General features: G+C 65.0%; 28 protein-coding genes and 1 pseudogene. 11 read left to right on the forward strand and 18 right to left on the reverse strand.

All coding sequences use genetic code 11. The annotated features are described in order from the left end of the window. Positions 1-9 precede the first annotated feature (9 nt). The 3 genes from pabB to ACXPWS_RS16235 are packed head-to-tail and all read left to right on the forward strand — an operon-like array spanning position 10 to position 2,536. Positions 10-1,836 (forward strand): aminodeoxychorismate synthase component I, encoded by a 1,827-nt coding sequence (pabB, locus tag ACXPWS_RS16225; RefSeq protein WP_458707641.1) that lies wholly within the window; start codon positions 10-12, stop codon positions 1,834-1,836. After that, on the forward strand, positions 1,836-2,093 hold the full coding sequence (locus ACXPWS_RS16230; RefSeq protein ID WP_458713564.1) for a GntR family transcriptional regulator: 258 nt from the start codon (positions 1,836-1,838) through the stop codon (positions 2,091-2,093). The genes pabB and ACXPWS_RS16230 overlap by 1 nt, the downstream gene beginning before the upstream one ends. After that, positions 2,090-2,536 (forward strand): GntR family transcriptional regulator, encoded by a 447-nt coding sequence (locus ACXPWS_RS16235; RefSeq protein ID WP_458707642.1) that lies wholly within the window; start codon positions 2,090-2,092, stop codon positions 2,534-2,536. Before ACXPWS_RS16230 ends, ACXPWS_RS16235 begins: the two co-directional genes overlap by 4 nt. A gap of 6 nt (positions 2,537-2,542) precedes the next feature. Here ACXPWS_RS16235 and ACXPWS_RS16240 read toward each other — a convergent pair whose 3' ends face one another. Next, complete coding sequence (locus ACXPWS_RS16240; RefSeq protein ID WP_458707643.1) at positions 2,543-2,956, reverse strand: hypothetical protein; 414 nt, start codon at positions 2,954-2,956, stop codon at positions 2,543-2,545. Then, the gene (locus ACXPWS_RS16245; RefSeq protein ID WP_458707644.1) at positions 2,953-3,447 is read right to left on the reverse strand and encodes a helix-turn-helix domain-containing protein; all 495 of its coding nucleotides are present in this window, start codon (positions 3,445-3,447) and stop codon (positions 2,953-2,955) included. The genes ACXPWS_RS16240 and ACXPWS_RS16245 overlap by 4 nt, the downstream gene beginning before the upstream one ends. Positions 3,448-3,833: 386 nt before the next feature. Between ACXPWS_RS16245 and ACXPWS_RS16250 the strand changes: the two genes are divergently transcribed. Then, entirely contained in the window at positions 3,834-4,121 is a 288-nt protein-coding gene (locus ACXPWS_RS16250; RefSeq protein ID WP_458707645.1) for a helix-turn-helix transcriptional regulator, read from the forward strand. Positions 4,122-4,216: 95 nt separating this feature from the next. Next, positions 4,217-4,393 carry a hypothetical protein gene (locus tag ACXPWS_RS16255; RefSeq protein WP_458707646.1) on the forward strand — a complete coding sequence of 59 codons (177 nt, stop codon included), beginning with the start codon at positions 4,217-4,219 and terminating at the stop codon, positions 4,391-4,393. 788 nt (positions 4,394-5,181) lie between these two features. Here ACXPWS_RS16255 and ACXPWS_RS16260 read toward each other — a convergent pair. Beyond that, a complete protein-coding gene (locus ACXPWS_RS16260) occupies positions 5,182-5,586 on the reverse strand; it encodes a VOC family protein (protein ID WP_458707647.1) in 405 nt (134 codons plus the stop codon). A gap of 182 nt (positions 5,587-5,768) precedes the next feature. Between ACXPWS_RS16260 and ACXPWS_RS16265 the strand changes: the two genes are divergently transcribed. Then, positions 5,769-7,184, forward strand: coding sequence for an MFS transporter (locus ACXPWS_RS16265; RefSeq protein ID WP_458707648.1), 1,416 nt, complete (start codon positions 5,769-5,771; stop codon positions 7,182-7,184). Positions 7,185-7,911: 727 nt separating this feature from the next. On the opposite strand, the gene ACXPWS_RS16270 is transcribed toward ACXPWS_RS16265, so the two are convergent. From ACXPWS_RS16270 to ACXPWS_RS16280, 3 genes are all read right to left on the reverse strand, one after another. Next, complete coding sequence (locus ACXPWS_RS16270; RefSeq protein ID WP_458707649.1) at positions 7,912-8,526, reverse strand: hypothetical protein; 615 nt, start codon at positions 8,524-8,526, stop codon at positions 7,912-7,914. 508 nt (positions 8,527-9,034) lie between these two features. After that, complete coding sequence (locus ACXPWS_RS16275) at positions 9,035-9,184, reverse strand: hypothetical protein (RefSeq protein ID WP_458707650.1); 150 nt, start codon at positions 9,182-9,184, stop codon at positions 9,035-9,037. A 91-nt stretch (positions 9,185-9,275) separates the two neighbouring features. Next, positions 9,276-10,634 (reverse strand): hypothetical protein, encoded by a 1,359-nt coding sequence (locus ACXPWS_RS16280; RefSeq protein ID WP_458707651.1) that lies wholly within the window; start codon positions 10,632-10,634, stop codon positions 9,276-9,278. 158 nt (positions 10,635-10,792) lie between these two features. On the opposite strand from ACXPWS_RS16280, the gene ACXPWS_RS16285 reads away from it, so the two are divergent. Further along, positions 10,793-11,104 carry a hypothetical protein gene (locus ACXPWS_RS16285; protein WP_458707652.1) on the forward strand — a complete coding sequence of 104 codons (312 nt, stop codon included), beginning with the start codon at positions 10,793-10,795 and terminating at the stop codon, positions 11,102-11,104. A gap of 24 nt (positions 11,105-11,128) precedes the next feature. Here ACXPWS_RS16285 and ACXPWS_RS16290 read toward each other — a convergent pair whose 3' ends face one another. Next, positions 11,129-11,401 (reverse strand): OmpA family protein, encoded by a 273-nt coding sequence (locus ACXPWS_RS16290; protein WP_458707653.1) that lies wholly within the window; start codon positions 11,399-11,401, stop codon positions 11,129-11,131. Here ACXPWS_RS16290 and ACXPWS_RS16295 point away from each other — a divergent pair. After that, the gene (locus ACXPWS_RS16295; RefSeq protein ID WP_458707654.1) at positions 11,391-11,723 is read left to right on the forward strand and encodes a hypothetical protein; all 333 of its coding nucleotides are present in this window, start codon (positions 11,391-11,393) and stop codon (positions 11,721-11,723) included. The genes ACXPWS_RS16290 and ACXPWS_RS16295 overlap by 11 nt on opposite strands. On the opposite strand, the gene ACXPWS_RS16300 is transcribed toward ACXPWS_RS16295, so the two are convergent. Genes ACXPWS_RS16300 through ACXPWS_RS16310 form a run of 3 tightly spaced genes read right to left on the reverse strand, consistent with a single transcriptional unit; the run spans position 11,686 to position 14,387 of the window. Continuing rightward, complete coding sequence (locus ACXPWS_RS16300; protein WP_458707655.1) at positions 11,686-12,375, reverse strand: hypothetical protein; 690 nt, start codon at positions 12,373-12,375, stop codon at positions 11,686-11,688. The two genes, ACXPWS_RS16295 and ACXPWS_RS16300, sit on opposite strands and share 38 nt — an antisense overlap. Next, positions 12,372-13,478: a hypothetical protein gene (locus ACXPWS_RS16305; protein WP_458707656.1), complete on the reverse strand. Its 1,107-nt coding sequence runs from the start codon at positions 13,476-13,478 to the stop codon at positions 12,372-12,374. The genes ACXPWS_RS16300 and ACXPWS_RS16305 overlap by 4 nt, the downstream gene beginning before the upstream one ends. 21 nt (positions 13,479-13,499) lie before the next feature. Then, positions 13,500-14,387, reverse strand: a complete 888-nt coding sequence (locus tag ACXPWS_RS16310) for a hypothetical protein (RefSeq protein WP_458707657.1) — start codon at positions 14,385-14,387, stop codon at positions 13,500-13,502. Between the two features lie 381 nt (positions 14,388-14,768). Here ACXPWS_RS16310 and ACXPWS_RS16315 point away from each other — a divergent pair, with 381 nt between their 5' ends. After that, on the forward strand, positions 14,769-15,431 hold the full coding sequence (locus tag ACXPWS_RS16315) for a GNAT family N-acetyltransferase (RefSeq protein ID WP_458707658.1): 663 nt from the start codon (positions 14,769-14,771) through the stop codon (positions 15,429-15,431). 155 nt (positions 15,432-15,586) lie between these two features. After that, entirely contained in the window at positions 15,587-16,525 is a 939-nt protein-coding gene (locus tag ACXPWS_RS16320) for a serine hydrolase domain-containing protein (protein WP_458707659.1), read from the forward strand. Positions 16,526-16,714: 189 nt separating this feature from the next. Here the strand turns inward: ACXPWS_RS16320 and ACXPWS_RS16325 are convergent, their stop codons facing one another. From ACXPWS_RS16325 to ACXPWS_RS16350, 6 genes and pseudogenes are all read right to left on the reverse strand, one after another. Beyond that, positions 16,715-17,056: a hypothetical protein gene (locus ACXPWS_RS16325; protein WP_458707660.1), complete on the reverse strand. Its 342-nt coding sequence runs from the start codon at positions 17,054-17,056 to the stop codon at positions 16,715-16,717. A gap of 30 nt (positions 17,057-17,086) precedes the next feature. After that, positions 17,087-17,773 carry a tetratricopeptide repeat protein gene (locus ACXPWS_RS16330; RefSeq protein WP_458707661.1) on the reverse strand — a complete coding sequence of 229 codons (687 nt, stop codon included), beginning with the start codon at positions 17,771-17,773 and terminating at the stop codon, positions 17,087-17,089. Then, a complete protein-coding gene (locus ACXPWS_RS16335) occupies positions 17,770-18,432 on the reverse strand; it encodes a DinB family protein (protein WP_458707662.1) in 663 nt (220 codons plus the stop codon). Before ACXPWS_RS16335 ends, ACXPWS_RS16330 begins: the two co-directional genes overlap by 4 nt. A gap of 261 nt (positions 18,433-18,693) precedes the next feature. Continuing rightward, positions 18,694-19,830: an endo-1,4-beta-xylanase gene (locus tag ACXPWS_RS16340; RefSeq protein ID WP_458707663.1), complete on the reverse strand. Its 1,137-nt coding sequence runs from the start codon at positions 19,828-19,830 to the stop codon at positions 18,694-18,696. Positions 19,831-19,880: 50 nt separating this feature from the next. Further along, positions 19,881-20,138, reverse strand: a pseudogene (locus ACXPWS_RS16345) (ATP-binding protein); the annotation flags it as partial. Between the two features lie 5 nt (positions 20,139-20,143). Continuing rightward, positions 20,144-21,145 carry a squalene cyclase gene (locus tag ACXPWS_RS16350; protein WP_458707664.1) on the reverse strand — a complete coding sequence of 334 codons (1,002 nt, stop codon included), beginning with the start codon at positions 21,143-21,145 and terminating at the stop codon, positions 20,144-20,146. A 152-nt stretch (positions 21,146-21,297) separates the two neighbouring features. On the opposite strand from ACXPWS_RS16350, the gene ACXPWS_RS16355 reads away from it, so the two are divergent. Beyond that, positions 21,298-22,023 carry a DUF1905 domain-containing protein gene (locus tag ACXPWS_RS16355; RefSeq protein WP_458707665.1) on the forward strand — a complete coding sequence of 242 codons (726 nt, stop codon included), beginning with the start codon at positions 21,298-21,300 and terminating at the stop codon, positions 22,021-22,023. Between the two features lie 137 nt (positions 22,024-22,160). Here ACXPWS_RS16355 and ACXPWS_RS16360 read toward each other — a convergent pair whose 3' ends face one another. Both ACXPWS_RS16360 and ACXPWS_RS16365 read right to left on the reverse strand, forming a co-directional pair. After that, positions 22,161-22,661: an ATPase gene (locus tag ACXPWS_RS16360; RefSeq protein WP_458707666.1), complete on the reverse strand. Its 501-nt coding sequence runs from the start codon at positions 22,659-22,661 to the stop codon at positions 22,161-22,163. 896 nt (positions 22,662-23,557) lie between these two features. Next, positions 23,558-25,390, reverse strand: coding sequence for an acyl-CoA dehydrogenase (locus tag ACXPWS_RS16365; protein WP_458707667.1), 1,833 nt, complete (start codon positions 25,388-25,390; stop codon positions 23,558-23,560). Between the last annotated feature and the right edge of the window lie 129 nt (positions 25,391-25,519).

The following is a 25,519-nucleotide window of genomic DNA, read 5'->3' on the forward strand; positions in this document are numbered from 1 at the left end:
AATGCCGACGTGAGGGGGCACCCAACGCCCGGTCACGCCCGCACCCCGCCGTGGGCGCGGCTCGACGACCTCGTCGATGGTGTGGCGACCATCTTCGACGGGTTCGACCGCGAACTCGTCGCGACGCACGACGCTGACGTCATTGACGTCATTCGCGAGGTTGAAAGCGCTACCGCACAGGGCTATTGGGCCTTCGGATACATCTCGTACGAGGCTGCTTCCGGGCTCGACCCGCAGCTGCCCACGGCCGCGGCCCGCAACGCGCAGGCTAGCGGTGGGCATCTGCCGCTCGTCTGGTTCGGGATATCGACGCAACCGGTGCACACAACGCAGACGATCGCGTCGGCGGCGCCATATCGGATTGGCCGCTGGCGCGACCAATGGGATCGTGCGCGCTACCGCCGCGCCTTCGACCAGGTGCGAGCGGCGATCGCGGCGGGCGATACGTACCAGTGCAATCTGACGACCGCGGTCACGAGCGATTTCTCCGGCGACCCGCTGTCCTTCTACGCAGACCTGGCCCGCAACCAGATGGCGAAGTACTCGGCGTATCTCGATCTCGGCGACGACGTCATCGCCAGCGCAAGCCCCGAGCTCTTCTTCGAATGGGTGGGCGACCTGATCCGCACGCGTCCGATGAAGGGCACCGCGACGCGGGGTCGCACGAATCAGGAGGACGACATCGCGGTGCGGCGGCTGCTGTCCAGCGCCAAGGAACGCGCCGAGAACCTGATCATCGTCGACCTGCTGCGCAACGACCTCAGCAGGATCGCCACCACCGGCACCGTGACGGTGCCGGTATTGCTGACTCCCGAGCGGTTCTCGACGGTCTGGCAGCTGACATCCGATATCACCGCCCGGATTGCGCCCGACGTCGGCTTGCTGGAGGTGTTGCAGGCGCTCTTTCCCTGCGGTTCCGTCACGGGCGCGCCAAAGGGTAAGACGATGTCCATCATCGCCGAACTCGAGCAACGCCGGCGCGGCGTGTACTGCGGGGCGATCGGGTGGGTCGCGCCGCCCACCGAGGCCGTCCGCGCACGGTTCAGTGTCGCGATCCGGACGGTTCACGTCGACCGGGCCCGCTCGGTGTGCGAGTACGGGGTCGGCAGTGGGGTCACGTGGGGCAGTGAGTTCGCCGCCGAATACGCCGAGGTACGCGCCAAGCAGGAGATCCTGCGTCGCCGCCCCGTCCCGTTCAGCCTCATCGAGACGATGCGCGTCGATGCCAGCTCAGGCACGGTCCACAACCTGAAGGGGCATCTGGCTCGGCTCGCCGACTCCGCCCGTTACTTCGCGATCCGGGTCGACCCCGAGGACCTGCGCGCACGGCTCGCCCAGGAGGTGCGTGGAAGGGCGGGCGCGGTGGTCCGCGTCGAGGTCGATCAGCAGGGTGCGATCGTGGTGACCACGGCCCCGGCCCCGGAACGCCCGCCGGGCCGCCCGGTGTTGCTGGAGGTCGACGACGTGCCTGTCGACTCCGCGTCACATTGGTTGTCGCACAAGACCACCAACCGCTCGGCGTACCGTTCGCGCGCCGAGCGGCATCCCGCCGCTGATGACGTCGTCCTGGTGAACGAGCACGGTTTCATCACGGAGACCACCATCGCGAACATCGCGGTGAAGATCGCCGGCCGCTGGTACACCCCGCCCGTATCGGACGGTTGCCTTCCGGGTGTCGAACGTGCCCGCCTGGTCGGCGCGGGCATGTTGAGCGAGAAGTCGATTCATCGTGACGAACTACCCGCCGCCGATGCGATCGCCCTCGTCAGCTCGGTGCGCGGATGGCTAGCGGCAACCCTGTGCTGTTTCAACATTGCTGTCGATCTTCGACTCTGATGTGCTGGATCTGTGGCCGCCACCAAATCTCCGACCAGGGTCAACCGGGAGTACGTCGAACTGCGGCAAACATTCTCGCAGGTCGGAGCCGGCCGGGCACCAAGCTGCCGTTCGGTGAGCTGTCGGAACGTCACAAGGCAAGCATGGGCGTGGTTCGCGAAGCCGTGTCTCGGCTGGTCGCCGAGGGCCTGGTTGAGTCCATGCCGCAGCAGGGACTACGTGTCACACCTGTGTCGGCCGAGACTTGCGGCACTTGACCGAGGCCCGCTGCGAGATCGAGGCCACCGTGCTCCGCCAGGCGATCAAACACGGCGACGTCGACCGGGAGACGGGCGTCGTGGCGGCCCATCACCGATTGCATCGCACGGCCCAGTTGGATCCCGGCGATCCCCAGCGGATCGGCGAGGCCTGGGCGAGCGCGCACGCCACGTTCCATCATGCCCTGTTGGAAGGATGCCCCAACCCACGCCTGGTGTCGATCGCGGAGTCGCTGCGGGCCTCCGCTGAACTCTATCGACGCTGGTCAGTGCCACTGGGTCACGGTACTTGGGACGTCGGCGCCGAGCACCAGGCGATCGTCGATGCGATCGTCAACCGCAACGCCGACGCGGCGGTGCGCGAGTTGGTGCACCACATCGGCATGACCGCGACGCAGCTTTTGGACGGCCAGGATCTCGAGGCGGTCGACTCCGCCGGATAAGCGGACTCAGGCCGCTCGCGGTCCCCACCGGCGGAACAAGACGTCCTGACCGCCGTGCAGAACGATGAAGGCGACAGTCGCCCCCGAGGACGTGGCCAGCCAGCACCACGGCGCCGGTAACGCCGCGAGCAGCCAACTGACCAGGACGGCACCCGGCAACGCCAGCATATGAACCGATGCCAACGAGCTGAGTGCAGCCGTGTGCTCGGGAGCCGCCGGGGTGCGGCTGAGACCCCAACGCACCACGGCCAGCCGGAGAACGCCGAAGGCGACGGTGGCACCCACGGTGAACATCAACACGTCCGCGACGCCGGGCAGGCCGCGGCGGCTGATGCAGAACATCCCGGCCGCCCACATCGCCAGCGTGTATCCGTGCGGCGTGCGGCCGGCGCTGGTGATCCGATCGAGGTCGACGTTCACGACGCCTCGCCGCGCGCAGCCCGCAGCGTATCCGACGGTTTCTCCTGGTAGGCCCCCCAATGCTCCTCGTCAAACCGCCCCACATTGGTGAAGCCCGATCGCCGGGCGACATCGGTCACCGTGACTAGGAAGCCCCCGCGCGCCGCCAGCAGATCGTTGCTGGCGCGGCGTAATCGGGTCTGGAGAATGTAGGCGTGCGGCGTCGTCCCCAAGGCGTCCTTGAAGTTGTCCTGCAGCGCACGAAGGCTCACCCCCGCCTCGGCGGCCGCGTCGTGCGGTGTCGCCGTAGCCGGGTGCGCCTCAATGAAATCGACCGCATCTCCGATCGCAGCTCGTCCGACCGCTCGACGGTCTGTCGTCATCCGTGCACTCACGCTATTCGGTTGGGCGACCAACAACGTCAGCATGATCTGGTCTCGGATTCGCGACGCCAGGGCCGACGGCATCCGTGCCCGGCCGATAGCTGGGACGATCAGACGCGGTTCAATCACGCTGCTCGACACTAGGGCGCGAACGAAACCCCGCCTAGCCAGAAGTCACCGACAGGAGGTCCGGTTTCCGAAACGGGTTTCGCGGCAGTGAAGTCGTCGAAGCTCTCGCTCAGGTGCACCGTTCGACAGTCCAGTTCGGCGCGGGCGGCCGAGGCGAGCCAGTCCAGATCCATCCGACTACAAGCGACTACGGCGAACCATGGTGTCACTTCGCCTCCGCGGCGGAGCCAACCTAGGTGACCAATCAGAAAATATCGACAATACCGTCAATACTCGAGATTCTATGTAAATATCGGTTTCGGCGGGAGTAACGACGCAGCCACTCAGCCGAGATCTTCAGTTCGCCTCCGCCATCCGGCCGCGTCGTTCGCCAAGCGGTCGATCTAATGACCGAGGAGAACATGGGCGAACTCTCCATCTCGGACGTCGCCAAGCAGATCGGCGTGGGCATACGGACGCTGGAAGTCGGATTCCAACGCGACCTCCGATGCACTCCGCGCTCGTACATGACGACCACCTGGATGGAACGCGCTCATCGCGACCTACAAGACGGCGACCCATTCGAAGGAGCCACGGTTACCGACATCGCGCTCCGATGGGGATTCGCCCACACCGGGCGATTCGCGACCGCCGATCGCAAGAAATGCGGCGTCCCGCCGTCGCAGGACCCTTAAGGCTGGATTGTCGAACCGTATAGCGGCGGCGTCCATCTGACTTCCAAATGCCCGGTCGTCGTACGGTTTCCAGATCGGCTACCGTCAAGGAGACGATGGAAAACATCGAGGACGCCCGCGCCAAAGGGGAGAAGCCGGACTTCGAGGTCGACGACCAAGTCTCACTCGATGACGCCAGACACGTTCTGCTGTGGAACCTCGCGCAAGCCCTTCTCGACCTCGCCGAGGAAATCGCCGGCAACATCGACCACGACCTTCCTCCCCCGACTTAGTCCTGCGCTTCGGCGCCGTAGGACGGAGCCGGTGTGGCGACATCGGCGACCGCGCCCCGCCGCATTCGCTCGCTGTACCAGTGGCAGAGTTCCCCGCGGCTTGAAAATGGCAACGGCTATCGCCCGTTAATACTGCGAATTACAATATGCTACAAAGGATCTCGGTGCCGTCTGGTTTGTTGCCCACCGAATCGTGTAGCCGCTGCGATTTGTGTTGCAGCACAACGTAAATAAGAGATCACAGCCGACATGTTGAGCGGTCGACGCACCAATCAACCGCCGCCCTCGGCGGTTGCACCCACCCGGGTCTGACGTGCCGACTCATCGGGCCCGGGGGCCTCGCGCCCACTATCTTGGGCCGGCAGGCTAACCCGGTCACGCGAGCAGGAATTCCAGTACGCAGGGCCGGTTTCAGCCCGGGACTCTTGAAGTAGATGTGTCGGACGCCGGTGAAGGTTCGCAGTGTCGATCGCGCAATGCGCTCAGACATCAAGGGCGCGTTGCCATACGGCGCGAGCTGATCGTCGGCGCCGTGCAGGATGAGCGTGTCGGCGGCGATCGTCGGCAGGGCGTCTCACGCGTCGCGGTTTGCCGGCGACCCGGTGGCGGCACCGTGGATATCGAGTAGTCGATGCATCTCCTGCATCACCATCGCGCGGAGCGAGCCTCGGCTCGGCGTGAGTGCCGGGCGTGGGCGTCTGAACTACCCCCGGATAATGACGTTGTCGGTGCCGCGTTGTAGTTGCCCAGTTCCTTCACGCCGTCAGCGGGCGGGTCGAAGTCGATGGTCAGTCGCTAGGGAGCCCTTGGGCGCCGAGGTAGTTCGACAGTTCGATGAGATTGTGGTCGGGGTCGCGGACGTACACGCTGAGGATCGGACCGTGAGCACCGGTCCGTTCGATCGGACCTTCTTCGATCGCAACGCCAGACGCCGCGAGCTGCGCGGCGACGTCGCTGAGCGGGTCCGCCACGACGAAGCACAGATCGGCGCTGCCCGGTGTGGGACGGGCCGCCTTCGGTTCGAATTCACGGCCGGCCGCATGCAGATTGATCTTACTCGGGCCGAAGACCAGGGCCTTTCTGCTGCCACGGAACGTCTGCTCGGTCATGCCGAGTACCCGCGTATAGAAGTCGACCGTCACGTCGATATCGGCAACGGTCAGGACCAGATGGTCGAGGTGGTCGATCTTCACAACAACTCCTATCACTCACAATATGAGTATCACGTTAACATGTGGGTTCTGATCGCGGAAAGTGGTTGCGCTCACACCACGCATCGTGCTGTAATTGAACTCACATTGTGATTGTTAACTCATCCTGTGAGTGGCGATGATGATGGCCCCGCATGTCGCCGGCGATATACAGAGGAGCTGCCATGGCCAAGCCGTTGACCCGGACCGATTCGGTGGTCTTAGAGATCGGGTACCGACTGGACGCGGCGCCCGTTGGACGCACTCACTACCGCGTGGTGTTGGCCGTTGGACTCGGCCTGTTCTTCGAGATGTACGAGATCTTCCTATCGAGCACGATCAGTGCAACGCTCAAGACCCAATACTCGCTGGGCGGCACTGAACTCAAGGTCCTGCTGGCGTCGTCGTTTCTCGGGATGTTCGTCGGCGCGGCATTCCTAGGTCGGCTCGCGGACATCTTCGGTCGCCGCCGCGCCTTCATGTTCAACCTGATTTGGTTTTCGGTGTGGTCGCTGCTTGCTGCGTTCGCTCCCGGGCCCGGGTTTCTGGTCGCCGCGCGCTTCCTCGCCGGCATCGGGGTCGGCGCCGAGTACCCAGTGGCCGACTCTTACTTGTCGGACGTCCTTCCGAAGTCACACCGCGGCCGACTCGCCGCTTGGGCCTATACCTGCTCCTACCTGGCGGTGCCATTTCTCGGGTTCTTGTCGTTGGGTCTGACCGAACGCCACGTCTTCGGCATCGCCGGGTGGCGGATCTTGCTCGCCCTCGGCGCTCTGGGCGCGGTGCTGGTGGCGTTGTTGCGCCGCGGACTCCCCGAGTCACCTCGCTGGTTGGCAGGCATGGGGCGCGTCGAGGAGGCGCGCGCAGCGGTCACCTGCTTCGAATCACCGCAACTAGGTGCCACCCCCCACCGCGCAACCGATGCCGCGTCGAAAGAGGACATGGAGCAGGGTGGCCCCAAGAGCAAGCTGGACAAGCCGAGTCGCCACAGTAAACCGTTCGCGCGGCTGGCGGCGCCGCCCTACCGACAGCGACTGGCGATGCTCACTGTCTTTCATCTCTTCCAGACGTTCGGCTACTACGGCTTCGGAACGATGGCCGCCCTCGTCCTCGTGCACCGGGGCTACGACGTGACCTCGTCGCTGCTGTTTGCCGCCTGCTCGTTCGTGGGCTACCCCGTCGGATCGATCCTGGCGATTCCGCTCCTAGGTCGGTTCGAGCGCAAGTATCTGCTGATGTGCTCCATCGCCGCGATGGCCGTGTGCGGGCTGCTCTTCGCCACGGTGACCAGCACCGTCCTGATCATCACGTTCGGATTCCTCACGACCGCGGTGAGCAACGTGTTCTCCAACGTCTACCACGTCTACCAAGCCGAAATCTTCCCCACCGACGTCCGCGCAACCGCCGTCGGATGGACCTACTCCCTGTCCCGATTGTCCAGTGGCGCACTGCCGTTCATTCTCATACCCGTCTTGGATGGCTTCGGCGCAGGGGCCATGTTCACGGTGGTGTTGGTCGCCCTGAGTATCACGTTCACAGCAATCGCGGTCGCTGGGCCGTGCACCACGCGCCGCAGTCTGGAGGACATCAACCCCGTGTGACCTGCGATTCCCAACGGTTTCATTGCTTTCGTTCACATACTTTTGGGCTGTTGTTCCCGCGATCCAAAGTACTCGACCCGAGGGTAGGACTGCGATTTCCGGCAAACCCCGCGCCTCACCCGCTAGCATCCCCTTAGCAACGCATCGGTTGGCGCCTCTTGGCCGGCCGCATGGGGAGGGATCAGGGCCGTAGGCGGTGCGGTGCGACGTTGGAGGGCCCACGACGATCACTACGAACGGATGATCGACTATCTTGATCGTCGCGGCGTGTTCGCCCTCTACCGGGAGTCGCTGCCGCCATCTTAGCGGGTGTGGGTGTGGGTGTGGTCCCCGGTCTCATGGTGCTCAGCCCTTCCGGGCCACGTTGGGCAGTATGTGAGTCGGCCCGCTGACGGCACACTGCCGCGGTGCAAAACCTGCTCGGCGGCGACGACGGCGTCGCACAATCACGCGACCGATCGTCGTCGACGCCGCGCTGACCTTCTTGCGCCGCGTCCCAAGTACCCCGGTAACACCGCCATCGTCGAAAACGCCCTCGCCGAAGAAGGAATCACCGACCTCACGCCCTACAGCCACGTGTCGGGTCAAACCCGCCTTGCGCCGGACTTCTTCATCGACCCGCAGCGGGTCAGCTCGGACTCCGATGCCCTGGACCAGTTGGAGCGCCAGGCTGATCATCAGTCGGCCCGGCGACCGGACGTCTGTGGTGATCCCCAGCTCGGGCGAATTAGACACCACCTGCCGGCGATGACGTGCCGCTCGTCGCGGTCGCGGTCGTGGCGGCGGCGTGCTCGGGTTGCGGGGCAGGAACCGGCGGCGGGGCCGGCCGCGCAGCGCCGGCACGGTCGACGTGCGGCGCGGGGCTCACGCGACGGTTGGGATCACGACCTACGGGCGCCTTCAATGCCGCCACGTCAGCGTCGTGATCCCGTTCCAATTTTTTCAGCAGGACCCGCATGTTCGCGTCGGCTTCGTCGATCACCAACTTCAGGCCATGTCGGACCAGACCGGAGTCGTTGCGGCCTTGCACACGGGCCACGGCTTGCAGCCGCTGCGCTACACCTAGATCCACCTTGCCCTGAAACATCGTGTCGCCGGGGGGCACCTCATCGGTGGGCTCGGCGGCGGCCGGTTCACCAGGTGCGGTGTCCTGGTTGGCCCAATCGGAGTCGAGCAGCCGGGTGGCTGCTTCGTACTGAGCCAGCAATTGTTGGCGCAGCGCCGTCTTGTTGTTGTCGGCGGCCAGTAAGACCATGTCAAGACCTTTTTCGACCAATTTGGCCTCGGATGCGTTGGTCACCTTGCCGATGACCCGCAGCTTGTCGGCGGCGATGGCATCCACGCGCGCCGAGAACGTCTTCTTACGCAACGTCATGGTTCACCGCTCCCTGGCGGTGGTTGGTCGGTTCATCAGTAGTCACTCCTCGTCCTCCGTGCAAGCTGAATATGGCTGCACTCTAATACCGACAAATTGTCAGCATGTATTAATCCGCACTACGTCTGTAATATAGACAATATGACACCCACGGCGGGCGTGCGGGGCAAACTGGCTACTCGCGCCGTGCCGTCGTGACCAGCCCGGCTCCGACGGCGATCGGGCTAGGGGTCGCCCACCGTGCGGTACACGCCCAGACTTCGCCTTGAGAGGTCCCGCGCTGCTCGCGATGCCCCGTGCTTGGCAGCCACCGCGGGGAACCGGTCGCGGTAACACCCCGGCGGCTTCGCCGACAGCTCGTCGACTCCTCGCGCGTGCGCTCGGTGTCTAAACGGCAACTGTGACCACGACAATGGCGGCGATCTTGTGCAGATCGCCGCCATTGCGGGTGCGCCGCCGCGCGTGTGGTGATTGCCTACCGCTTCGGGGACGCCCCTTGGCGATTGGTGCCGTGGTCTTTCTGCGTCTGCCGCTTGGCCGGTTTCTGGCCGGTGTCGCGGCGGGCAAACTGTGCGGTCGGACCGCCCAGCACAACCGGCTTGGACCCCGTCTTCTTCTTACCCATCTCGCCTTCTCCCTCCGGATCGGCCGGACACTCCAGCCAACACAGACACTATACGACGATGCATGTATGCGCCACATACAAAGGCGGGATGTTAGCGCGGCGGGATGCAGACCTTGAGGACGTAGAGCGGGATGGTGATATTGACCCACTGACCGTTGCTTTCGGCCCCGGTAAGCAGCACGTTGAACGGCACCGCGTTGAGGCCGCACCGCAGGACGGTCGCCGAGCTGGGTTGGGCGTCTGCCGGTGCAGGGATGTCGACTTGCTGGGGGCCCTGCAGTTCGTTGAGGATCAGTTTCGTTGAGAACACCGTCGGGGTGCCGTCGCCGGCCAACCACAGGGGAATCCGTAGCTTGTCAGCGGTCAGCGGCACGGTTCCCGGCGGGGGTTCGGGTGAGGCTTGGAGCTGATTCTGGCCGTTGCTGTTCGACATCTTCGTTTCGCCCGGCACGTAGGACAGTCCGCCCGGGCGGCCGAACGACAACCACACGGGAACGTCGCGGTCACGGACGGGGTTCACGCTCAGGGTCACCGTGACGGTGACACCGCTGCGGTCTCGGTTGGCCGGATCCAGGATGATCGGCTGGGGTGTGATCGACCACGGGGTGGCCGCTGAGCGCATCTGATCGGGTGTCGCGGCGTCGACGCGCTCGGTCACGTCGCGTACCACCGGGGCGGCTGTGGTGCCGCCGCGCTCGGGCGCTGACGCCGGTGGGGTGGCCGGGGCGGGGCGGAAACCGAAATATCCGATGGCGGCGATCACCAGCACGACGATCAGGGCGGCTGCCGCCAGGGCGCGTCGTGAGGTGACGGAGCGTCGCCATGCGCGCGACCAGGCCCGCACGGTGCGTGCCCGCCGGCTGGTGCCTTTCTCGACGGTGGCGCCCAAGGAATGCAGCTGGCGTTGCAGTGTCGGCACCATCTCGTTGGCGTGCGCGTCGGTGCCTTGGGCCAGGACGAGGTTGAGCGAATTGGCGATGGCGGTGACGTCATCGAAGACGAGGTCGGCGGGCGCGCTGACTGCGTCGAGGCCCTCGGTCAGCATGATCACCGCGTCGGCGAGGTCGATCGCGCAGGCCTGCAGGTAGTTGGTCTGAGTGAGCACGACGTCGCCCAACGCGGCCTGCTCGTCACGCCGGAGCACCGGCAGCGTTCCGGCGCAGTAGTCGCCGTGGTGGCTGACCAGGTAGTAGGCCACGAAGGCCGCCAACCGGAAGCCCGACCAAGTGCCGTTTAGTCCCCCGGATCTGTCCACGCATCCGTTGAGCGCTTCGTTGCGGGCCCGGACCATCAAGCGCTGCAGATCGAAAGGACTCACGCTGAACCCAGCGTCGGCGTCGCCGGTGTGCGCGCGGTGCTGCAGGCGGTGCAGCGCGATATCGGCGAGCTTTTCTGCGCTGAGCACCGCTGCGAACGGGTCGCGGCGCGAGTCGTCATCCCCCAAGGTCACCGGGCAATCTTAGGAATGCGCAGGCGTGCGCGTGGGTTAGGTCGGTGTTTGTGCGGTAACGGAACTGTCGTTCACTACGATTTAGCTGTTTGAAGCGGGGCGATCGACGCCCCGCAGGGGCGAGAGGGCTCGATGTGTTGATCCGGTGGGCGGCGCCGATGGTCGCGCTGATCTGCGGCGCGGCTGCTGCCACCGTCGGGGTTGCGCCGGCTGGCGCTGACTCTTCCATCGACCCCAACGCGCAATGCGCATACCAGTATCCCGCTGATGGCGCATTTCAAGCGGGCAGCGCCTACGTCGTGGCACCTGGGGATGCGTTCTCGTGGCGCTGCCAGCGGGTATCTCGGGCCCCGGGCGGGGGAATCATCGCCGACCTCGGTGTCGATCTGGCCAATTTCTGTGCCCGTCAGGGCGGCGCGCCAGTCATCGCCAATCGCGCCGATGCGTTCAGTTGGAGTTGCCGCCCCTAACGAGGGGTGCGCCGCGCTGGCGGCTCAGTGCGGCGTGTCGGTGACCGAGACGTCGCAGCGGCGGTTGGCTGCGCGGTGCGCAGGTGAGTCACTGGGCTGCAGTGGCTGGGTCGAACCCCAACCCCGCACCTGGATGCGGGCGGCCGGCACCCCGTGGGCGATCAGCCAGTCCCGCACGCTCTCCGCGCGGGCCTGTGAGAGGGCCAGCGCGCTGTGCTCGGGTCCTCCGTCGCCGCCGTCGGTGTGTCCGTCCACCGTCGCCCAGGCCCCGGGGTGGGCGTTCAGGATGTCCGCCACGGGCTGCAGCTGGCTGCTCGCCGCCGCGCTCAGCACCGCCGAGTCGGGGTCGAACAGCACGTCGCCAGACAAGGTGATCGGCATCGAGGGCACGGCCCCCAAACCGGGGTCCTGCTGCCACCACGGCACCTCGGTCCCCGCCGGTGCCGCTGGCGCTCCGCCTGGCTCGGTCCGCGTCGCCGCCGGTGGACTGGTCAGCACCGGCGCCGGAGGCGGTTCGGTGCTGCAGGCACCCACGGCGGCGATCAGCATCACCGTCAAGGCGCAGATGCCCCGTGCGCTGGTCATCGCCGGCCGCGATCTGGTCGCCGGGGACCGGTGAGCACGTCGAAGACGGTGCGCGCGACCAGCCCCGGCTCTTGGCCGGTCGGCACGTGGGTCACGGTGATCGCGTCGTACTCAGCGAAGATCGCCGGTGGGTGGGAGCGCATCACCACCGCGTGGGCCTTGCCCGGGAAAACCGTCAGCGCGACGGCGAGTTGCTGTAGGTCCTCGAACAGCTCGAAGTCGGAGAACGCCAGCAACACGATGCGGTGTCCGGTGTGCTGGCCGGCGATCGACGCGGCGCGCTGCAGGGTGTCGATCATCATGCTGGCGCCGTCGGTGTCGGCGGGGATGTCCAACGCGGTGTCGATGTCGGGCCAGTGGCGCGGCTGGATCGGCGTCGGATCCAGGTCTGCTGTGGTCGGCCGGTTCATGTGCAGCACCGCGACCCGCTCGGCGCCACACCGGCAGCGTTTGCCCACCGCCTGCACGGCCAGCGCAGCCTCCTCGTAGCGCAACCCGGCCGAATCGTTGCCGCCCAGCATCGATCCGGAGTCGTCGAACACGCACATCAGCAGCGTCGGCTGCTCGGGGCAGCGGCCCGGTGAAGGAAAGCTCAGCTTCAGGCCGGTGCGCGCCGAGCGCATGCCGGCCATGCCGCCGGCACCGGTGAGCACCGCGGCAGCCAGCTTGCCGGGCGCGATGCTCACCGGGTGCCGGCCTGGTCGTCGTCGCGCAGTTCCTGTTCGAACGGTGCCATCGCCGCAAGTCCGACGGCAGGCGGCCGAGCAGGGCTGCCGTGCCCGAACACGGTGGGGTTGTTGCGGCTGATGCCGAACTTGAACGAGGTGAGCCGGTGGGCGCCGGCGACGCCGAGGTTCTCGTGCTCGGTGATGATTGATTCGGCTTGCTCGGTCTCGGCGTTGCGGGTGGCCAGCGCAGCGCTCTTGGACAACTTGCGCAGCCGTTTGAGCTCCCCCGTGTAGTCGGCTTTGCCCCGGTCGATGAGGTCGGCGACCTCATCGGTGTAGCTGTAGCGGTTGATGAACGACGCGGCGCAGATCCCGACCGCCATGGAGGCGAACGCCCACGCCGCGTAGGTGCCTTCGGTGGCGTAGCGCAGGGTGAAGATGCCGACGCACACCACCGTAGCGATCAGGATGCTCACGGCCACCATGGCTTTGACGATCTTCTCGCCGGAGTCTTCGCCGGTGAACCGCCACTGCAGGTCGGCCGGCAGCGACTCGGGATCGACCCGGCGACGCCGCGCCAGCCGCGCGTCCTTGACGTCGCTGCCGATCATTCCCGACAGCAGCGCGGCGACGGCGATCGAGACGCCCTGGGCACCGGCCAGCAGGGGTACTTCACCCAGGAAGATCGCCGCCCCGCTGACGCCGGCGACATCGCCCAGGGCTATCAAGGCCCACCACAGCCAGTAGGACCACTTGGCCTTGGCTTCGCGGCGCACCAGACCGCCCAGGGTGTCCTCCAGCTTGGTCCATCGCTGTTTGGCGCCGGACAGAACCGCCTTCTGCTCATCGATGGCCAGTTGGTCGACCTCGGCCTGCACCTCGACGCGCTTGGCGGCTACTCGGTGGGCCCGGGCGCGCTGCTCTCCGCGGGCGGCGTGCAGTGGGGCCTGTTCGGCGGCGAGTGCGTCGTACTCCGGGTAGTGGTAGGGCTCGGCGATGGTGGCGGGCATCGCCCGCGCGATCGGGTCCTGATCCAGGGGTAGGTAGCTGATGGACTCCGCGCGTTCCATCGCCGCGGCGGTGTCGTCGTCATCGGGGTAGGAGGCCAAAGCACTCGACATGGTGGTACCTCTTTCTGCGTTCTAGGCGGTGAAGTCGGTGACGGCGCGGCAGGACTGCGCCGAGCCGATGCTGCGGGTGCAGTAGGTGAGGTGGAACGCCTTCAGCGCGTCGACGAACGCCGTCGACGCCACGGTGCCCGTCGTGCGGCCGATCCCGGAGAGGGTGACCGCGGTGCCCGCCGGCAAGGCGGTCACCGGCATCCGGTTGGCCAGGTCGACGGCGGTGGCCACGCTCAGATCGGGGGTGTTGAGGTTCACGCCCACCGTCTGCAGGCCGTCGGTCAGCAAATCGACGCGGAAGGCGCGGGCAACCCCGTCGGTGGCGGGCTGGGCGAACGCCTCAGCGGCCAGCGCGTACTGCGCGGTGATGTCCGAACCGTTGGGGTCTAGAGCACCGGTGGCCCCGGTGCGCGTCGCGTCTATCTCGGTGACGGTATCGGCCACCATCTGCGGGACGTTGCGGATCCGCGCCATGTCGGTGGGCCCCCCGGGTGCCAGGTCGCCGTCGAAGAGCACCTTGGTCGCTGCGACCGATCCGGTGAACCCGACGACGTGCACGTGCCCGTTGCACACCGCGACCTTCTCGACCAGGGCGTGTAACGCCGTGTCGCGATCCGCCTCGATCGTGGCGTCGCGGTCGCTGCCGCTGAGATCCAGCCCGACATACTGCGTCAATTTGGCGCCGCCGGCAGGGCAGCTCTGGGCGAGTTGCTGCAGCCGGTGGACCTCGTCGGCGGTGACCGGCGCATGCGGTCCCGGCGGCGCAGCGCCGCCCTGCGAGCAGCCGCTGAGCAGTCCGACCGCCAGCAGTCCTGCGCTGGCGGCCTGCCGCCACCGACGTGAACCAAGCCGCGTAGGCGAATCGGTAGGATGTTGATGTTGGGCCAGATCAGCCTGTAAATGCTCCATAACTGTCGCCTCTCAGCATGTCTTCGTTACATACATACTATACCGGGATGCGTGCGGCGGCCAGCGCGCCGGTGGCGGCACGCTGGCCACCGCACCGGCGGAACGCACGCTCTCTCGCTGCCGTCGCCGCCCGGCATCGCCGTCCGCTACACCACCCGCGACATCGGCCTGGGCATTCGGCGTCGTCCCACCACTACGGAAACGAGCCCGATCAAATCCTGTCGCGTGTCCTAGGTGCTGCCGCACTAGTTTCGAGGTGTGGGGCGGGTGCATGCGGGGTGGCCAGACTGGCCGCGCGAGCGAGTATTGGAGCAGTCTCGGCTGTGGGTATCTCCGTGGCGCCCAGCGACGGCTATACCTGCGGTTGTCGGTGACTTCGAGATGTATGTGGTCGATGGGACTGAGGCGACGTTGGTGGCCTGTCATGGCGAAGTCCGCGACGGCCGCGACTTTGTCCGCGGCGCACTCGATGCAGCTGGTCGGTGTGGTGCCTCGTCGTTGCAGCTAACCATCGGGCCGGACTATCCCGGAACCGCGGCGATGATCAGCGACCTCTTGGCGCGGGGCGCAGAAGTGGTGGCCACAGACGACATCTTGGCGGGCGACCTGCCGACCACGACGAGTCACATCGCGCCCAGCCCAGGGGTCGACGTCGCTGAGGTGGCTACCTTCGCCGATGTCGTTGATTTCGAACGTATCTCGGCGCGCGGCTGGGGTTACCCCGAGCCGACCCCAGACCTCTTCGACGACGCCTACGCTCGACTCACTCCAGGATGGTTTTTGGCCTACTGCGGGGACCAAGCAGCGGGAACCGCCGGGTTCGCTCTCGTCGGCGAGGTAGCCCGACTATGGGGGGCCGCAGTCGTTCCAGCGATGCGCGGCCACGGGGTGTATCGCACTCTCGTACGCCACCGTCTCATCGCGGCATACACGAAGGGTGCCACTCTCGCGCTCGTACATGCAGCGCCCACGTCATCACCCATCCTGCAGCGACTGGGCTTCGCGAAGTTCGGGGAACGTCACACGTTCCGCATAGAGCCCTGACTCCTGCCACGTCGTTTCCAGATATCAAGGCTCCTCGGTTACTTTTGGGCGTGGCGCACGGGTATCAGTGGCGACCGGTCAGGTGCCGAAGCGTGGGCCGTGCGTCGCCACCCGGGCTTGGGCCCGCTAACGGCGACCCGGATCTGATCGCGTGCGTGACACCACTGCTGCGCGACGGCGGGCTCGGTGACCGCGTCAGTGTCGTTCGTGTCAACGGCGGCGTGCTCGCCGAGGCGCACTACGGCGCGCAGTCCGACACCATCTACGAAATCGGATCGATCACCAAAACCATGACGGCCCTGCTCTTCGCGCACGCCGTCGAATCCGGCGGTCTAAGACCCGAGACGACCCTCGGCAGCCTGCTCGACCTCGATGGCAGCCCGGCGGCCAGCGTGACGCTGGAGGAACTCGCCAGTCACCGGTCGGGGTTGCCGCGGATCGCGGCGCGCCACAGGGACCGCGTGAGCGCCGTCCTCGCGGTCCTGCAGCACCGCAACCCCTACACCGCCAACGTCGCGACATTGCTCACGCAGGCACGCGCCGCCAATCTCACTGGCCGTGGGGATTTCTCGTACTCGAACCTAGGCTTTGCCCTGCTCGGACAAGCGCTCGCCGCAGACGCCGGCATCGGATATCCGCAATTGCTCCACCGCCGGCTGTTCGAGCGCCTTGACATGACTCAGTCGACCACACCCCTAACCGCCGACGATCTGCCTCCGGGTGCGCCGACCGGGTACAGCGCCAACGGCAAGAATGAACAGGCGTGGACGATGAACGCCTATGCCCCGGCTGGTGGGGTGCGTTCAACACCAGCTGACATGGCGCGCTACACCCAAGCCCTCCTCGACTGTCAAGCGCCGGGCAACAGCGCGCTCGATCCGCGGTGGGAGGCGAGCAACGGGACCCGGGTGGGCTACGCGTGGTTCACCGATCGGATCGGCGAGGTGACGGTCACCTGGCACAACGGTGCCACGGCGGGCTTCTCGAGCATGCTGGCCCTGCATCGGGGCCACGCTGCAGCGGTGGTCCTGCTGGCCAACACCGCCGTCGCCCTCGACGAGATCGCTATCCGCATCCTCCTGAACGCGGCATGACCTACTCCGCCATCGCCGCCGCAGCCAGGCGGCGATACAAACAGGAACCCACGGCCGCAAGATGTCGGCCGGGGAGACGGTTCCGAATGCGCGTGTCGCGGCGGCGAGTTTCCAGTCCGCGGTGGCCAGCGCGTCTGCGTGCAGCTGGGTCAGTGCGATGCACTCGGTCTGGCGCGGTGTCCGGCCAGTTCAGTCACTCATCACGATTCCTTGGGCGTCCCAACCACTTTCATGCGATTTCAGTCTCGTAACTAGAGAAACGAGGTTCTGTCTCCTTACGGGCGTTATCCGAGGAGTGCGCGGAATCTCTCCACCCCCTGTACTTTCGCCCAACGAGATGACGGTGAAGCCGGTGGCGATGTAAAAACCGACACCGTCAGTGTCGGTTTCTGCGATCAGGGGAAGCGTGGTGGGAATGGCTCGGCGCACCGCGCCAAGCATGCGACGTCCAACCCCGCTCTGCCGCGCGACTGGCGCTGTTGCGATGTGCAGCAGGGTGATCTCGTTATCCCCCACGGTGTAGCCGGCCATGCTGGCATTGATCGCGAAATGCAGCGTCGTTTAGTCGTGAATTCCAGCGTCGTTGCGTGTGTTGTTCCGTGCGTGCTGATCGTGAAATTGAGCGTCATTTCGGTTCGGTGCAATGCCCCGTAGCCTGGCTGGTCTTCGTCGGGATGGTTGAACCGCGAGGCGGTGACCAGTCGGTCGGCTCAGAGCTCGGAGGAATGTCCGTGACAAGGAACTGCGGCGAGGCGGTGGCAGCGTTAAGGCGTTGATGTAGCGGCGCAGCGCCCATCGGTAGTCGCGAAGCTTGTCGTCGGTGGTGGTCTGGAGAATGTGGTGGAGCAGCAGTTGGATAGCTTGGAGGACATCACCTCGGTCCACCTGGATCAATGATTCGTAGACGACTGGGGCGGGGTCGTGTGGATTATGTTGGCGCAGTGGGGTGATGGCGCGCAGTGCGTCGTCGCTTCTGCCGAGGTTGCGGAGTGTGGCCGCGTATTGGATCCGTCCGCGCGTCCGGTCGTCCTCGGTGAGCTCCTCCCATGGGCACTGTTCGTATGCGTGTGCCGCCGCCTGTTCGTCGCCGGCGAAGTCGAGGGCGCAGGCGTACGCATAGACAACCTCAGGCTCGCCAGGAAAGAGTTGTGCCAGTGCGCCGAAGTAGTCGGTCGTCGTGTCAGGTCTTGATCGGTCGGCGCGTTCCCAACCGTGCGCGATCAGCGTCTGGAGACCTCCCGCGGTCATGCGGAGGATCCGGGCCGTGCGGGTGTGCGGTTCGTGGCCGCTCGAATCTGCTCGACCAGGATGTCGGCGCGACCGGCGTGGCGGGCAACTTCGGCGATCACGCCGAGATAGATGAATCGCAGACACACCGGGCCGACGATGTGATGCTCAACGACATCGTCGAGCTGGCAACCGTCAGCCAGTTCGTTGGATTGTGCGCACGCCGCACGGTATTCGGCGATGACCTCGGGGAGGGTTTCATCGTCGGCAACGGAGAAGCTGCCGTCGCCGCCGGTGGCGTGGCCGTCACACGCCTCGATGCTTCTGCCAGCCAATGTCCGCTGGAACCAGATCCGTTCCGCGGCAGCGCAGTGCTTAATCAGTGAGATGGGGGTGGTCAGTGAGGGAACTAGTCTCTCGCGGGCCTGATTGTCGGAGAGGTCCTCGACGGCGCGCACGATCTCGGCTCGGTTCAGGTGGAGGGTGTTCTGCAGCAGGTCTCGTTCCGAGCCGGTGAACGGTCGGCCGGCATTTAATGCAGCGGTCATGTCGAACTCCTTGGGGTAGAGGGATTTTCGGGATCTTTCGAAGGATTTTTCCGAGCAGTCAGGGGCCGCGAGCGAGCGGGCACAGGGCTGCAGCCAGATCGTTCGCCAGTGTGAACCGCGTAGCGCATTCACGGACGTTGCGGGCGATAGGTGACTCGGACGCCCGCTCAGATCAGGGGCGAGACGCCGTCATCTATGGCCGCAAAGAAAGGTGCGATCCGGTGATGTGGCGCGAGAACTAGATCATACCGAGATATGCCCGCGCTGAGAACAATGGAGCGAATACTGCCACCGGATTGTCAGAAAGCCGTGACGAACAGGACTGCTGCCCCTGCCGAGAGCTTTCCCCGGCGCCCTGACCGCTCTCGGTGGACGAGGCCGTGTGCGAGGGCGTCACGGTCCGGTAAGGGCGTCGAGGATGCCCGTCCACGCGGGTTTGCGGGTGTAGGCGGCGGTGGTCGGTGTGGCGGCGCCGTAGCCGGAGAAAGTGTCGGGGTAGTCGGTGATCCAGGATCGTTTGTCGGTGAATCCCCACAGCGTGATGCCTGAACAGGCGCGTTGACGGAGGCAGAGTTCGGTCATCGTCTTGTAGACCTGGCGTTGGCGGTCGAGGTCTGCGGGATCGGCGACGCCGTTGACCACGGGGATGCGGACGTCGAGTTCGGTGAATCGGATGCTCAGGCCGAGATCGGCGAAGCGTTGCAGGTTGTCAGCCATGTCGGTGGTGGAGGGTTGTTGGTCTTTGCCGCCGAGCATGTGGCCTTGAAACCCGATCCCGTCGATCAAGGGTTTGGCTGTCGGTGTGCCGTCGACGACGACGTCGACAGTGGTGTCGCGCAGGCGTTTCACCAGGTCGTAGACGGCGTTGGATTTGTCGCTGTGGGTTTCGGCGCTGTGGTCGTTGTAGAACAGCAGCGCGTGCGGGTCGGCGAGGCGGGCGGCGCGGAAGGCGTCGAAGATGTACTGGTCGCTGTGGGTGGTGTCCCACCAGGTGGTGGGTTGCAGCTGGCCCATCTGGTCGAAGGCTTCGTTGACGACGGTGACGGCGCTGGCCTTGCCCGCGTAGTGCTTCATGACAGTGGTGACGGAGTCGATCATGAGTTGGTGGCGCTGGGCGGGCGGCAGATCCTTGACGGCCTGCGGGACGATGTGCCATTGCGGCTGGTCCAGCGGATCCCAGATCAGGGAGTGGATCTGAAAGTCCCGGTGAGTTTGTCCGGCCAGCTGCGCGACGGCGTCGGCTTCAGTGAAGTCGAAGACCCCTGGGGCGGGTTGGACGGTGTTCATCATGGTGCCGATTTCGGTTGTCAGGGAACCGAACTCCCTTACTGCCACCTCCTGATAGCAGGCGTCGCCAGCTGCGTAGGTGCTGCGGTAGGCGGTGCCGAACACCTTGCCACGGCGCGATGCCAGATCGGCGAGCGAGGGTCCGGTCATCCCGCAACGGCCGTCTCGTGCGGGGCCGGTCGATTCGTGCTCCGGTGGGGACGCCGAGCATCCGCAGGACACTGCAAGGGCGGTCACCAGCATGCTGGTAATCAGCCTGGCTCGCGATGGGGCCCACATGCGTTGTGCCGTTGTCAGCTGGCTGCCGCCGCGGCGGCGCAGGCTTTGGTGTAGGCGAGTCGGCAACTGTCGGTGCCGGTTTCGATGATGTTGGCACCGAAGGTGAGGCGGTCGACAATCGCCGCGCACATCCGTGGGTCGGTGAAGGTTGTGGTCGAGCCCGAGTAGCTGTCGTTGGAGGCGATCGCCACGGAGTTCTTCTCCTCGCGTTCGGTGAGAACCTGGAAGAGCAGCTCAGCGTCACGCTTATCGAGTTCCATGTATCCGAGCTCTTGTCTCAAGAGTCGGGTGCTGTCGAGGTGGCTTGATGGTGCCTGATGCCCTTTGACTCCCACCATGACAGCACTCGGGTCCCGATAAGGGTCAGCCACTTGGATGGTTGCCCGGCTGGTACGTCCACTTCAAACCACACTCGCCCGGGATGACGATCGCCCTGTAGCCATGTGCCGTTCAACTGCCGGGAAGCACGGATAATTTCGATTGCAGCTGCCATGCGCGGGTCCGGCTGGGTGCGATCAACCGATGCGGCCTGCCGAAAGTAGTCGGCTGCGTTGAGGACGTTGTAAGACCAGCGGAATGGATAGGCGAATTGGCCCACCCATGAAGCTACCGGCTCGTTCGTCGTGAGACGGCGGAAAAGACTGCGCTGCAACAAGTACTCCTGTCCGAGACGCCGGGCAGCTCGGGTCTCGTCGGTCCCCCCGGTCGCAATGTCATAGGCAAGCAAGCCCTTCAGCGAATTGAGCGTCGAGTGAAATGACGATCGGGTCGAGCCTTCGACCCATTCGCAGTTCCAGCCGCCCTCAGACATCTGATGCTGGATGAACCAGTCGACGATGCCAGTGATATCCGCACCGAGCCACACCCCGTTGGCGAGGGTCCAGGCATTGATGCAGCAGTCGACTTCGCCGCTCCAATACGGCAGGTCTTCGTACTCCCAGCGACTGTTCTCGGCGAGAAGCTCGACGGTACGGCGCTCACGAAGGACGTTGGCATCTACGCCCCACTCCCGCAGTGAGTTGAGCGTCCACGTCGTCGCTGTCCAGGGCCGGCCCGCTCCATCTGTAGCTTCGGGGTCAGCGAAGTCGAAGTCTGCAGGGAAGAACGCACCGCCAGCCCATTGGCCACCCGGATCCTGGTGCGCGAGAAGGCGCGCTGCGAAGCCTTCGGTCGCGGTCCGTGCCTGCGTTGCTTGCCAGATCTCCGCGGGTTCGCCCGCGAGATCACGCTCAATTTGCCAACGCAATGCCGGATCGGAATCCAACAGCCACTCGATCACAGATCCAGCCCCCATGCGCCAGGACTATAGCGATACCGACCGACAGGAGCGCGGATCATCAATGGCCAGCCGGGCCGCATCCGATCACCCCGGATCGGCGCCACCGTGCTGCCTGGGTTAGCGGGCGCTGAAGCTGCTGCGGCGTTAGCGTGATGGCTGTGGAGTGGGAATTTGAGGCCGAGGTGTTCCAGTGGCGTGGGCCTGCACCGCATTTCTTCGTCGCCACACCCGCTCATGTCGATGAGTTCCTGCACGCTCACCATGGCGAGCTCACCTACGGCTGGGGTGTCATCCCCGCGCAGGTGCGCATCGGCACCACCGAGGTGACCACCTCACTGATTCCCAGAGACGGTGTCTACCTGGTCCCGCTGAAGATCGCGCTACGTCGCCCCGAGGGGATCGACGACGGCGATCACGTTCGGGTCCGGCTGCAGGTCAGCCGGAATAACAGCGATGAGCCCTCCGCAGGTATGGAGATGTCCACGTTTGTCATCGATGCACCGGTAGCCATCAAACTCGCCACCGATAAAGCCGTTGTCCCGCCCGAGCACAGCCTGACCGCACCCACGTTGCTGCGCTCGCAGGTCCTGGCCCTGGTGTACGGATCGGTGCGCCGCGGTGAGATCGACGAACGCGCTGGCCGCAAGATTCTCGACAATATCCGAGGGCTGCGGATCCGGTTCCTCGGCGACCGGTCACTGGAGGACCACGCTTGGCAGCTGGCCAACAAGATGAACTGGCCGGACGTACACCAAGTCGAATACATCGTGCTGACCCAGCTGCAGGCCGACGCGCTGGTTACCTTGAACGACGAACTCGCCACTGCGGCGCGTGCATTCGTCAAAACTGCGTCGCTGGTGGACATTTTACGACCGTGACGGAGTCGACGTGCTTGGTGCTCCATCGCGTCATGTGGGCGGGTCGAGGGTGATCGATGCATCGGTGCGAACTGGGTGGTTTCGCGCTTGGCTGCGGTGTGGGCGAAGCCCTTAGCCCGCGTCGGGGCACCACCCGATTACTTCGATGATGTCTGCCGCGATCTGCGCCGCGCTCGGCCGTCGGTGTCGAGTCGGTTAACGCCGGTGTGGACTTCCCGGTCGAGGCGTGTTGCCATCTCGATACTGGACGCGAAGTGACGCGAAAGCCCTGTGCCGGTTTCGCGCTGACGGAGGCGCTTTCTGGCGGCGGCGTCCGAACTCGTCAGCAAGATCGGGAAGACCTGCGGATCGTCGCCCATCGCGGCAGCGAGCTTGCGGATCTGTTCTGGTAGGACGCTGACGGTGTTCATGTAGATCAGGCGCCGGTGTCCCAGTGATCGGTAGTCGTGCCAGATGGCGGCCAGGTCTTGTTCGGCCAGGTTGTGTTCCCACGGTGTTGGATGTGCCAGATCCAGGAAGTCGCCGTCGATCACGCAGTGCTTAACATTCGCTGCGCTCAACTGTGCGTGCATCTCGGTACCGACGCTCGTTTTGCCCGCGCCTGATCGTCCCCCGAGAAGAACCAGTTCGCTTCCCATCAAGGTGCATTGTCGCCCGTTCTGGCTGGCAGCGCGACCGAATTCTGTTGGCGGTCAGCCGAGGGCTGCTACTTCGAGCGCGTCGGCGGCGGCGTGGGTGAGTTCATCGGCTCGGGTCAACGCGTCGCGCAAGCGTTGGATCTCGAGTTCTCGGGCGGCGAGCTGGCCGGCGGGTTTCCCCGGCTTGTTGAGCGCGGGTCAGTGCACGAGTGTGGCTGGCGATCATCCGCGAGGCTGAAGGACCTCAAGAGCGCTCGGTTCTCGTCTCACAGCGATTGTCCCGAATCTCCGACGTCGGTGGGGCAATGAAACAGCACCAAGCGCCAACAGCGCCGTCGATTACATGTACACCAAAGCACAGCCGCGCCATCCGGATTACACAGAACTTCAACGTCTCGACCTGCTCAAACATCCCGACCATCGTGGTTCGTTACTGATAGGCGGACGACGAACTCCGCCCATCCCAAACGTCGCGAGCAGCGTACGCAATATATTTGTGCTGCGAGACAACCTAACGGTGTTGGAGCGTTCGGAAAATTTGACTGCACACGACTGGATGGCAACGTCATGGTCACTCAACAATGGCTGGCTATGACAGGGTCGTTGTCGGAGTGCCCACGCGGCGGCTCGGGCACACTGGCGCCGATTCTTTGGGAATTCGCCACGGCACCTCGGCGCCGACCCCGACCAAATCAACTGACTGCTACGGTAACCCGCGTCCAGCGCTCACGCGGCACCGCCTTCGGTCTGTCGCTACGCTATGTTGCGCGGTAACTATGCTTTTGGGCCGGGATCCAACAACGTCTTCTCTCGGTGACTCACCGTCGGATCCGGCACGCGGTCGACCGGTAGACCCCGCCAAGCAGTCCCCGGCACGACGCCCGGCGGATACGCACCTAAAATGCTGTCTCGCTGAGATTCATCACTTCGTAGTCAAGGTTGGTCAGTACCGATCGAAGACCGGAGAGCGGGGGAAGGACATTGGCGGCGAAAAACCTTGCGGCGGCGACCTTGCCCGTATAGAACGCACTGTCCGCGCTGGGGTCGGCGTCATCGAGCGCAATGAGCGCGACTTGGGCTTGCGCGAGCAGACGCCAACCGATAATCAGATCGCCGACAGCCAGGAGGAATCGCACAGAACCTAGTCCAATACTGTAGACATGCTCCGGCTGCTGTTGCGCCGCATGGAGTTTCGCGACCATGGCCTCGGTCATCGCCGAGACGTCCTCAAGTGCACGCCGCAAGATCGCCTTCTCGCTTTCCAGGCCACCCTTGGCGAGATCCTCGGTGAAGCAGCGGATTTGGTCGGTGAGGTAGCCGAATGCCACACCACCGTCACGAACGATCTTGCGGAAGAAGAAGTCCAGAGCCTGGATCGCTGTCGTTCCCTCGTAGAGGGAATCGATCTTCACGTCCCGGATGTACTGCTCGATCGGGTAGTCCTGCAGGTATCCGGAACCGCCGAGGGTCTGCAGTGATTCGGTCAGCATCTCGTAGGCGCGTTCGGAGCCGACGCCTTTGACGACTGGAAGGAGCAAGTCATTGACCCGCGCGGCAGTGTCGGCGTCGATGCCGAAGGCGTGCGCCGCGACGTCCGCGTCGAGCATGGCGGCAGCGTAGACGTATAAGGCGCGCAAGCCTTCTGCATAGGCCTTCTGCATGATCAGGCTACGACGAACATCGGGATGGTGGAGGATGCTTACCCGTGGAGCTGTCTTGTCGGCCATCCGAGTCAGGTCCGCCCCCTGGATGCGACTCTTCGCATAGTCAAGAGCCTGCAGGTAGCCCGCCGAGAGGGCTCCCGCGGACTTGGTGCCCACCATCATCCGGGCGTTTTCGATGACGTTGAACATCTGCGCAATGCCATTGTGGACGTCGCCGACGAGGAAGCCGACCGCCGGACGGTCATGGAGACCGAAGGATAGTTCGCATGTCGGTGAGGAGCGAAGGCCCATCTTGTGCTCCAGCCCGGTCGCGTACACGCCGTTGCGCTCACCGAGTTCCATAGTGTCAGTGTCGAAGAGGACTTTGGGTACCACGAACAGTGACAGGCCCTTGGTGCCAGGGCCGGCTCCTTCTGGGCGTGCGAGCACCAGATGCAGAATGTTCTCGGCGGTGTCGCCGACGTCGCCACCGGAGATGAAGCGTTTGACACCTTCGAGGTGCCAGCTGCCGTCGGGTTGAGCGATCGCCTTGGTGCGGCCCGCCCCCACGTCTGATCCGGCATCCGGTTCAGTGAGCACCATGGTGCCGGCCCAATGGTGGGCGAAGGCGTGCTGCGCCCAACGTTTTTGGTCGGCGTTCCCTTCGGTGTGGAGCACGGCGTGCATTTGGGGACCCATATTGAAGAACAGTGCCGAGGGATTGGCGGTGCCGATCATCTCCTGTGTGGCCCACATCAGCGCCTTGGGGGCGCGTATGCCGCCGAGCTCCTCGGGGACCCCTAACCCCGACCAGCCGGCCTCGTGGATTGCGATCACTGTCTTGCGCAGCGCGTCGGGGACGGTAATCGTGTACTGCGCGGGGATGAATTGCACCGGGTTTCGGTCGGCGTCAACGAAGGACGCTGCGATCGCTTCCTGTGACAGATGTGCGACCTCGGCCAGTATTGAGTGCGCGGTGTCGGAATCGAGGTCGCCGAAGGCGCCCTGGTCTAGGAGCGTGCCGAGGTCGAGGATCTCGAACAGGTTGAACTCGAGATCCCGGACGTTCGCTTTGTAGTGAGCCATGGAAGTCCTCCTTGGGATGGCTGTTGACCTCATTCGAGGCGTGAATGCGTGGCGGCGCTGCCGCGTGTGGTCTTCACTTGATATCGGCGCAGCTCTCTGGCGCCAACGCGCGGCGAGGGTCGGGAAGTG

The sequence above is a fragment of the Mycobacterium sp. BMJ-28 genome, from assembly GCF_054404835.1.

Bases quoted from the DNA above. Each gene is read 5' to 3' on its own strand.
- ACXPWS_RS16230 (WP_458713564.1), top strand. From the start codon at position 1,836: ATGTGCTGGATCTGTGGCCGCCACCAAATCTCCGACCAGGGTCAACCG.
- ACXPWS_RS16250 (WP_458707645.1), top strand. From the start codon at position 3,834: ATGACCGAGGAGAACATGGGCGAACTCTCCATCTCGGACGTCGCCAAG.
- ACXPWS_RS16255 (WP_458707646.1), top strand. From the start codon at position 4,217: ATGGAAAACATCGAGGACGCCCGCGCCAAAGGGGAGAAGCCGGACTTC.
- ACXPWS_RS16265 (WP_458707648.1), top strand. From the start codon at position 5,769: ATGGCCAAGCCGTTGACCCGGACCGATTCGGTGGTCTTAGAGATCGGG.
- ACXPWS_RS16275 (WP_458707650.1), bottom strand. From the start codon at position 9,184: ATGGGTAAGAAGAAGACGGGGTCCAAGCCGGTTGTGCTGGGCGGTCCG.
- ACXPWS_RS16285 (WP_458707652.1), top strand. From the start codon at position 10,793: ATGGTCGCGCTGATCTGCGGCGCGGCTGCTGCCACCGTCGGGGTTGCG.
- ACXPWS_RS16295 (WP_458707654.1), top strand. From the start codon at position 11,391: ATGTCCGCCACGGGCTGCAGCTGGCTGCTCGCCGCCGCGCTCAGCACC.
- ACXPWS_RS16305 (WP_458707656.1), bottom strand. From the start codon at position 13,478: ATGTCGAGTGCTTTGGCCTCCTACCCCGATGACGACGACACCGCCGCG.
- ACXPWS_RS16310 (WP_458707657.1), bottom strand. From the start codon at position 14,387: ATGGAGCATTTACAGGCTGATCTGGCCCAACATCAACATCCTACCGAT.
- ACXPWS_RS16315 (WP_458707658.1), top strand. From the start codon at position 14,769: ATGTATGTGGTCGATGGGACTGAGGCGACGTTGGTGGCCTGTCATGGC.
- ACXPWS_RS16325 (WP_458707660.1), bottom strand. From the start codon at position 17,056: ATGGCCGGCTACACCGTGGGGGATAACGAGATCACCCTGCTGCACATC.
- ACXPWS_RS16330 (WP_458707661.1), bottom strand. From the start codon at position 17,773: ATGACCGCGGGAGGTCTCCAGACGCTGATCGCGCACGGTTGGGAACGC.
- ACXPWS_RS16340 (WP_458707663.1), bottom strand. From the start codon at position 19,830: ATGCTGGTGACCGCCCTTGCAGTGTCCTGCGGATGCTCGGCGTCCCCA.
- ACXPWS_RS16355 (WP_458707665.1), top strand. From the start codon at position 21,298: ATGGCTGTGGAGTGGGAATTTGAGGCCGAGGTGTTCCAGTGGCGTGGG.
- ACXPWS_RS16360 (WP_458707666.1), bottom strand. From the start codon at position 22,661: ATGGGAAGCGAACTGGTTCTTCTCGGGGGACGATCAGGCGCGGGCAAA.
- ACXPWS_RS16365 (WP_458707667.1), bottom strand. From the start codon at position 25,390: ATGGCTCACTACAAAGCGAACGTCCGGGATCTCGAGTTCAACCTGTTC.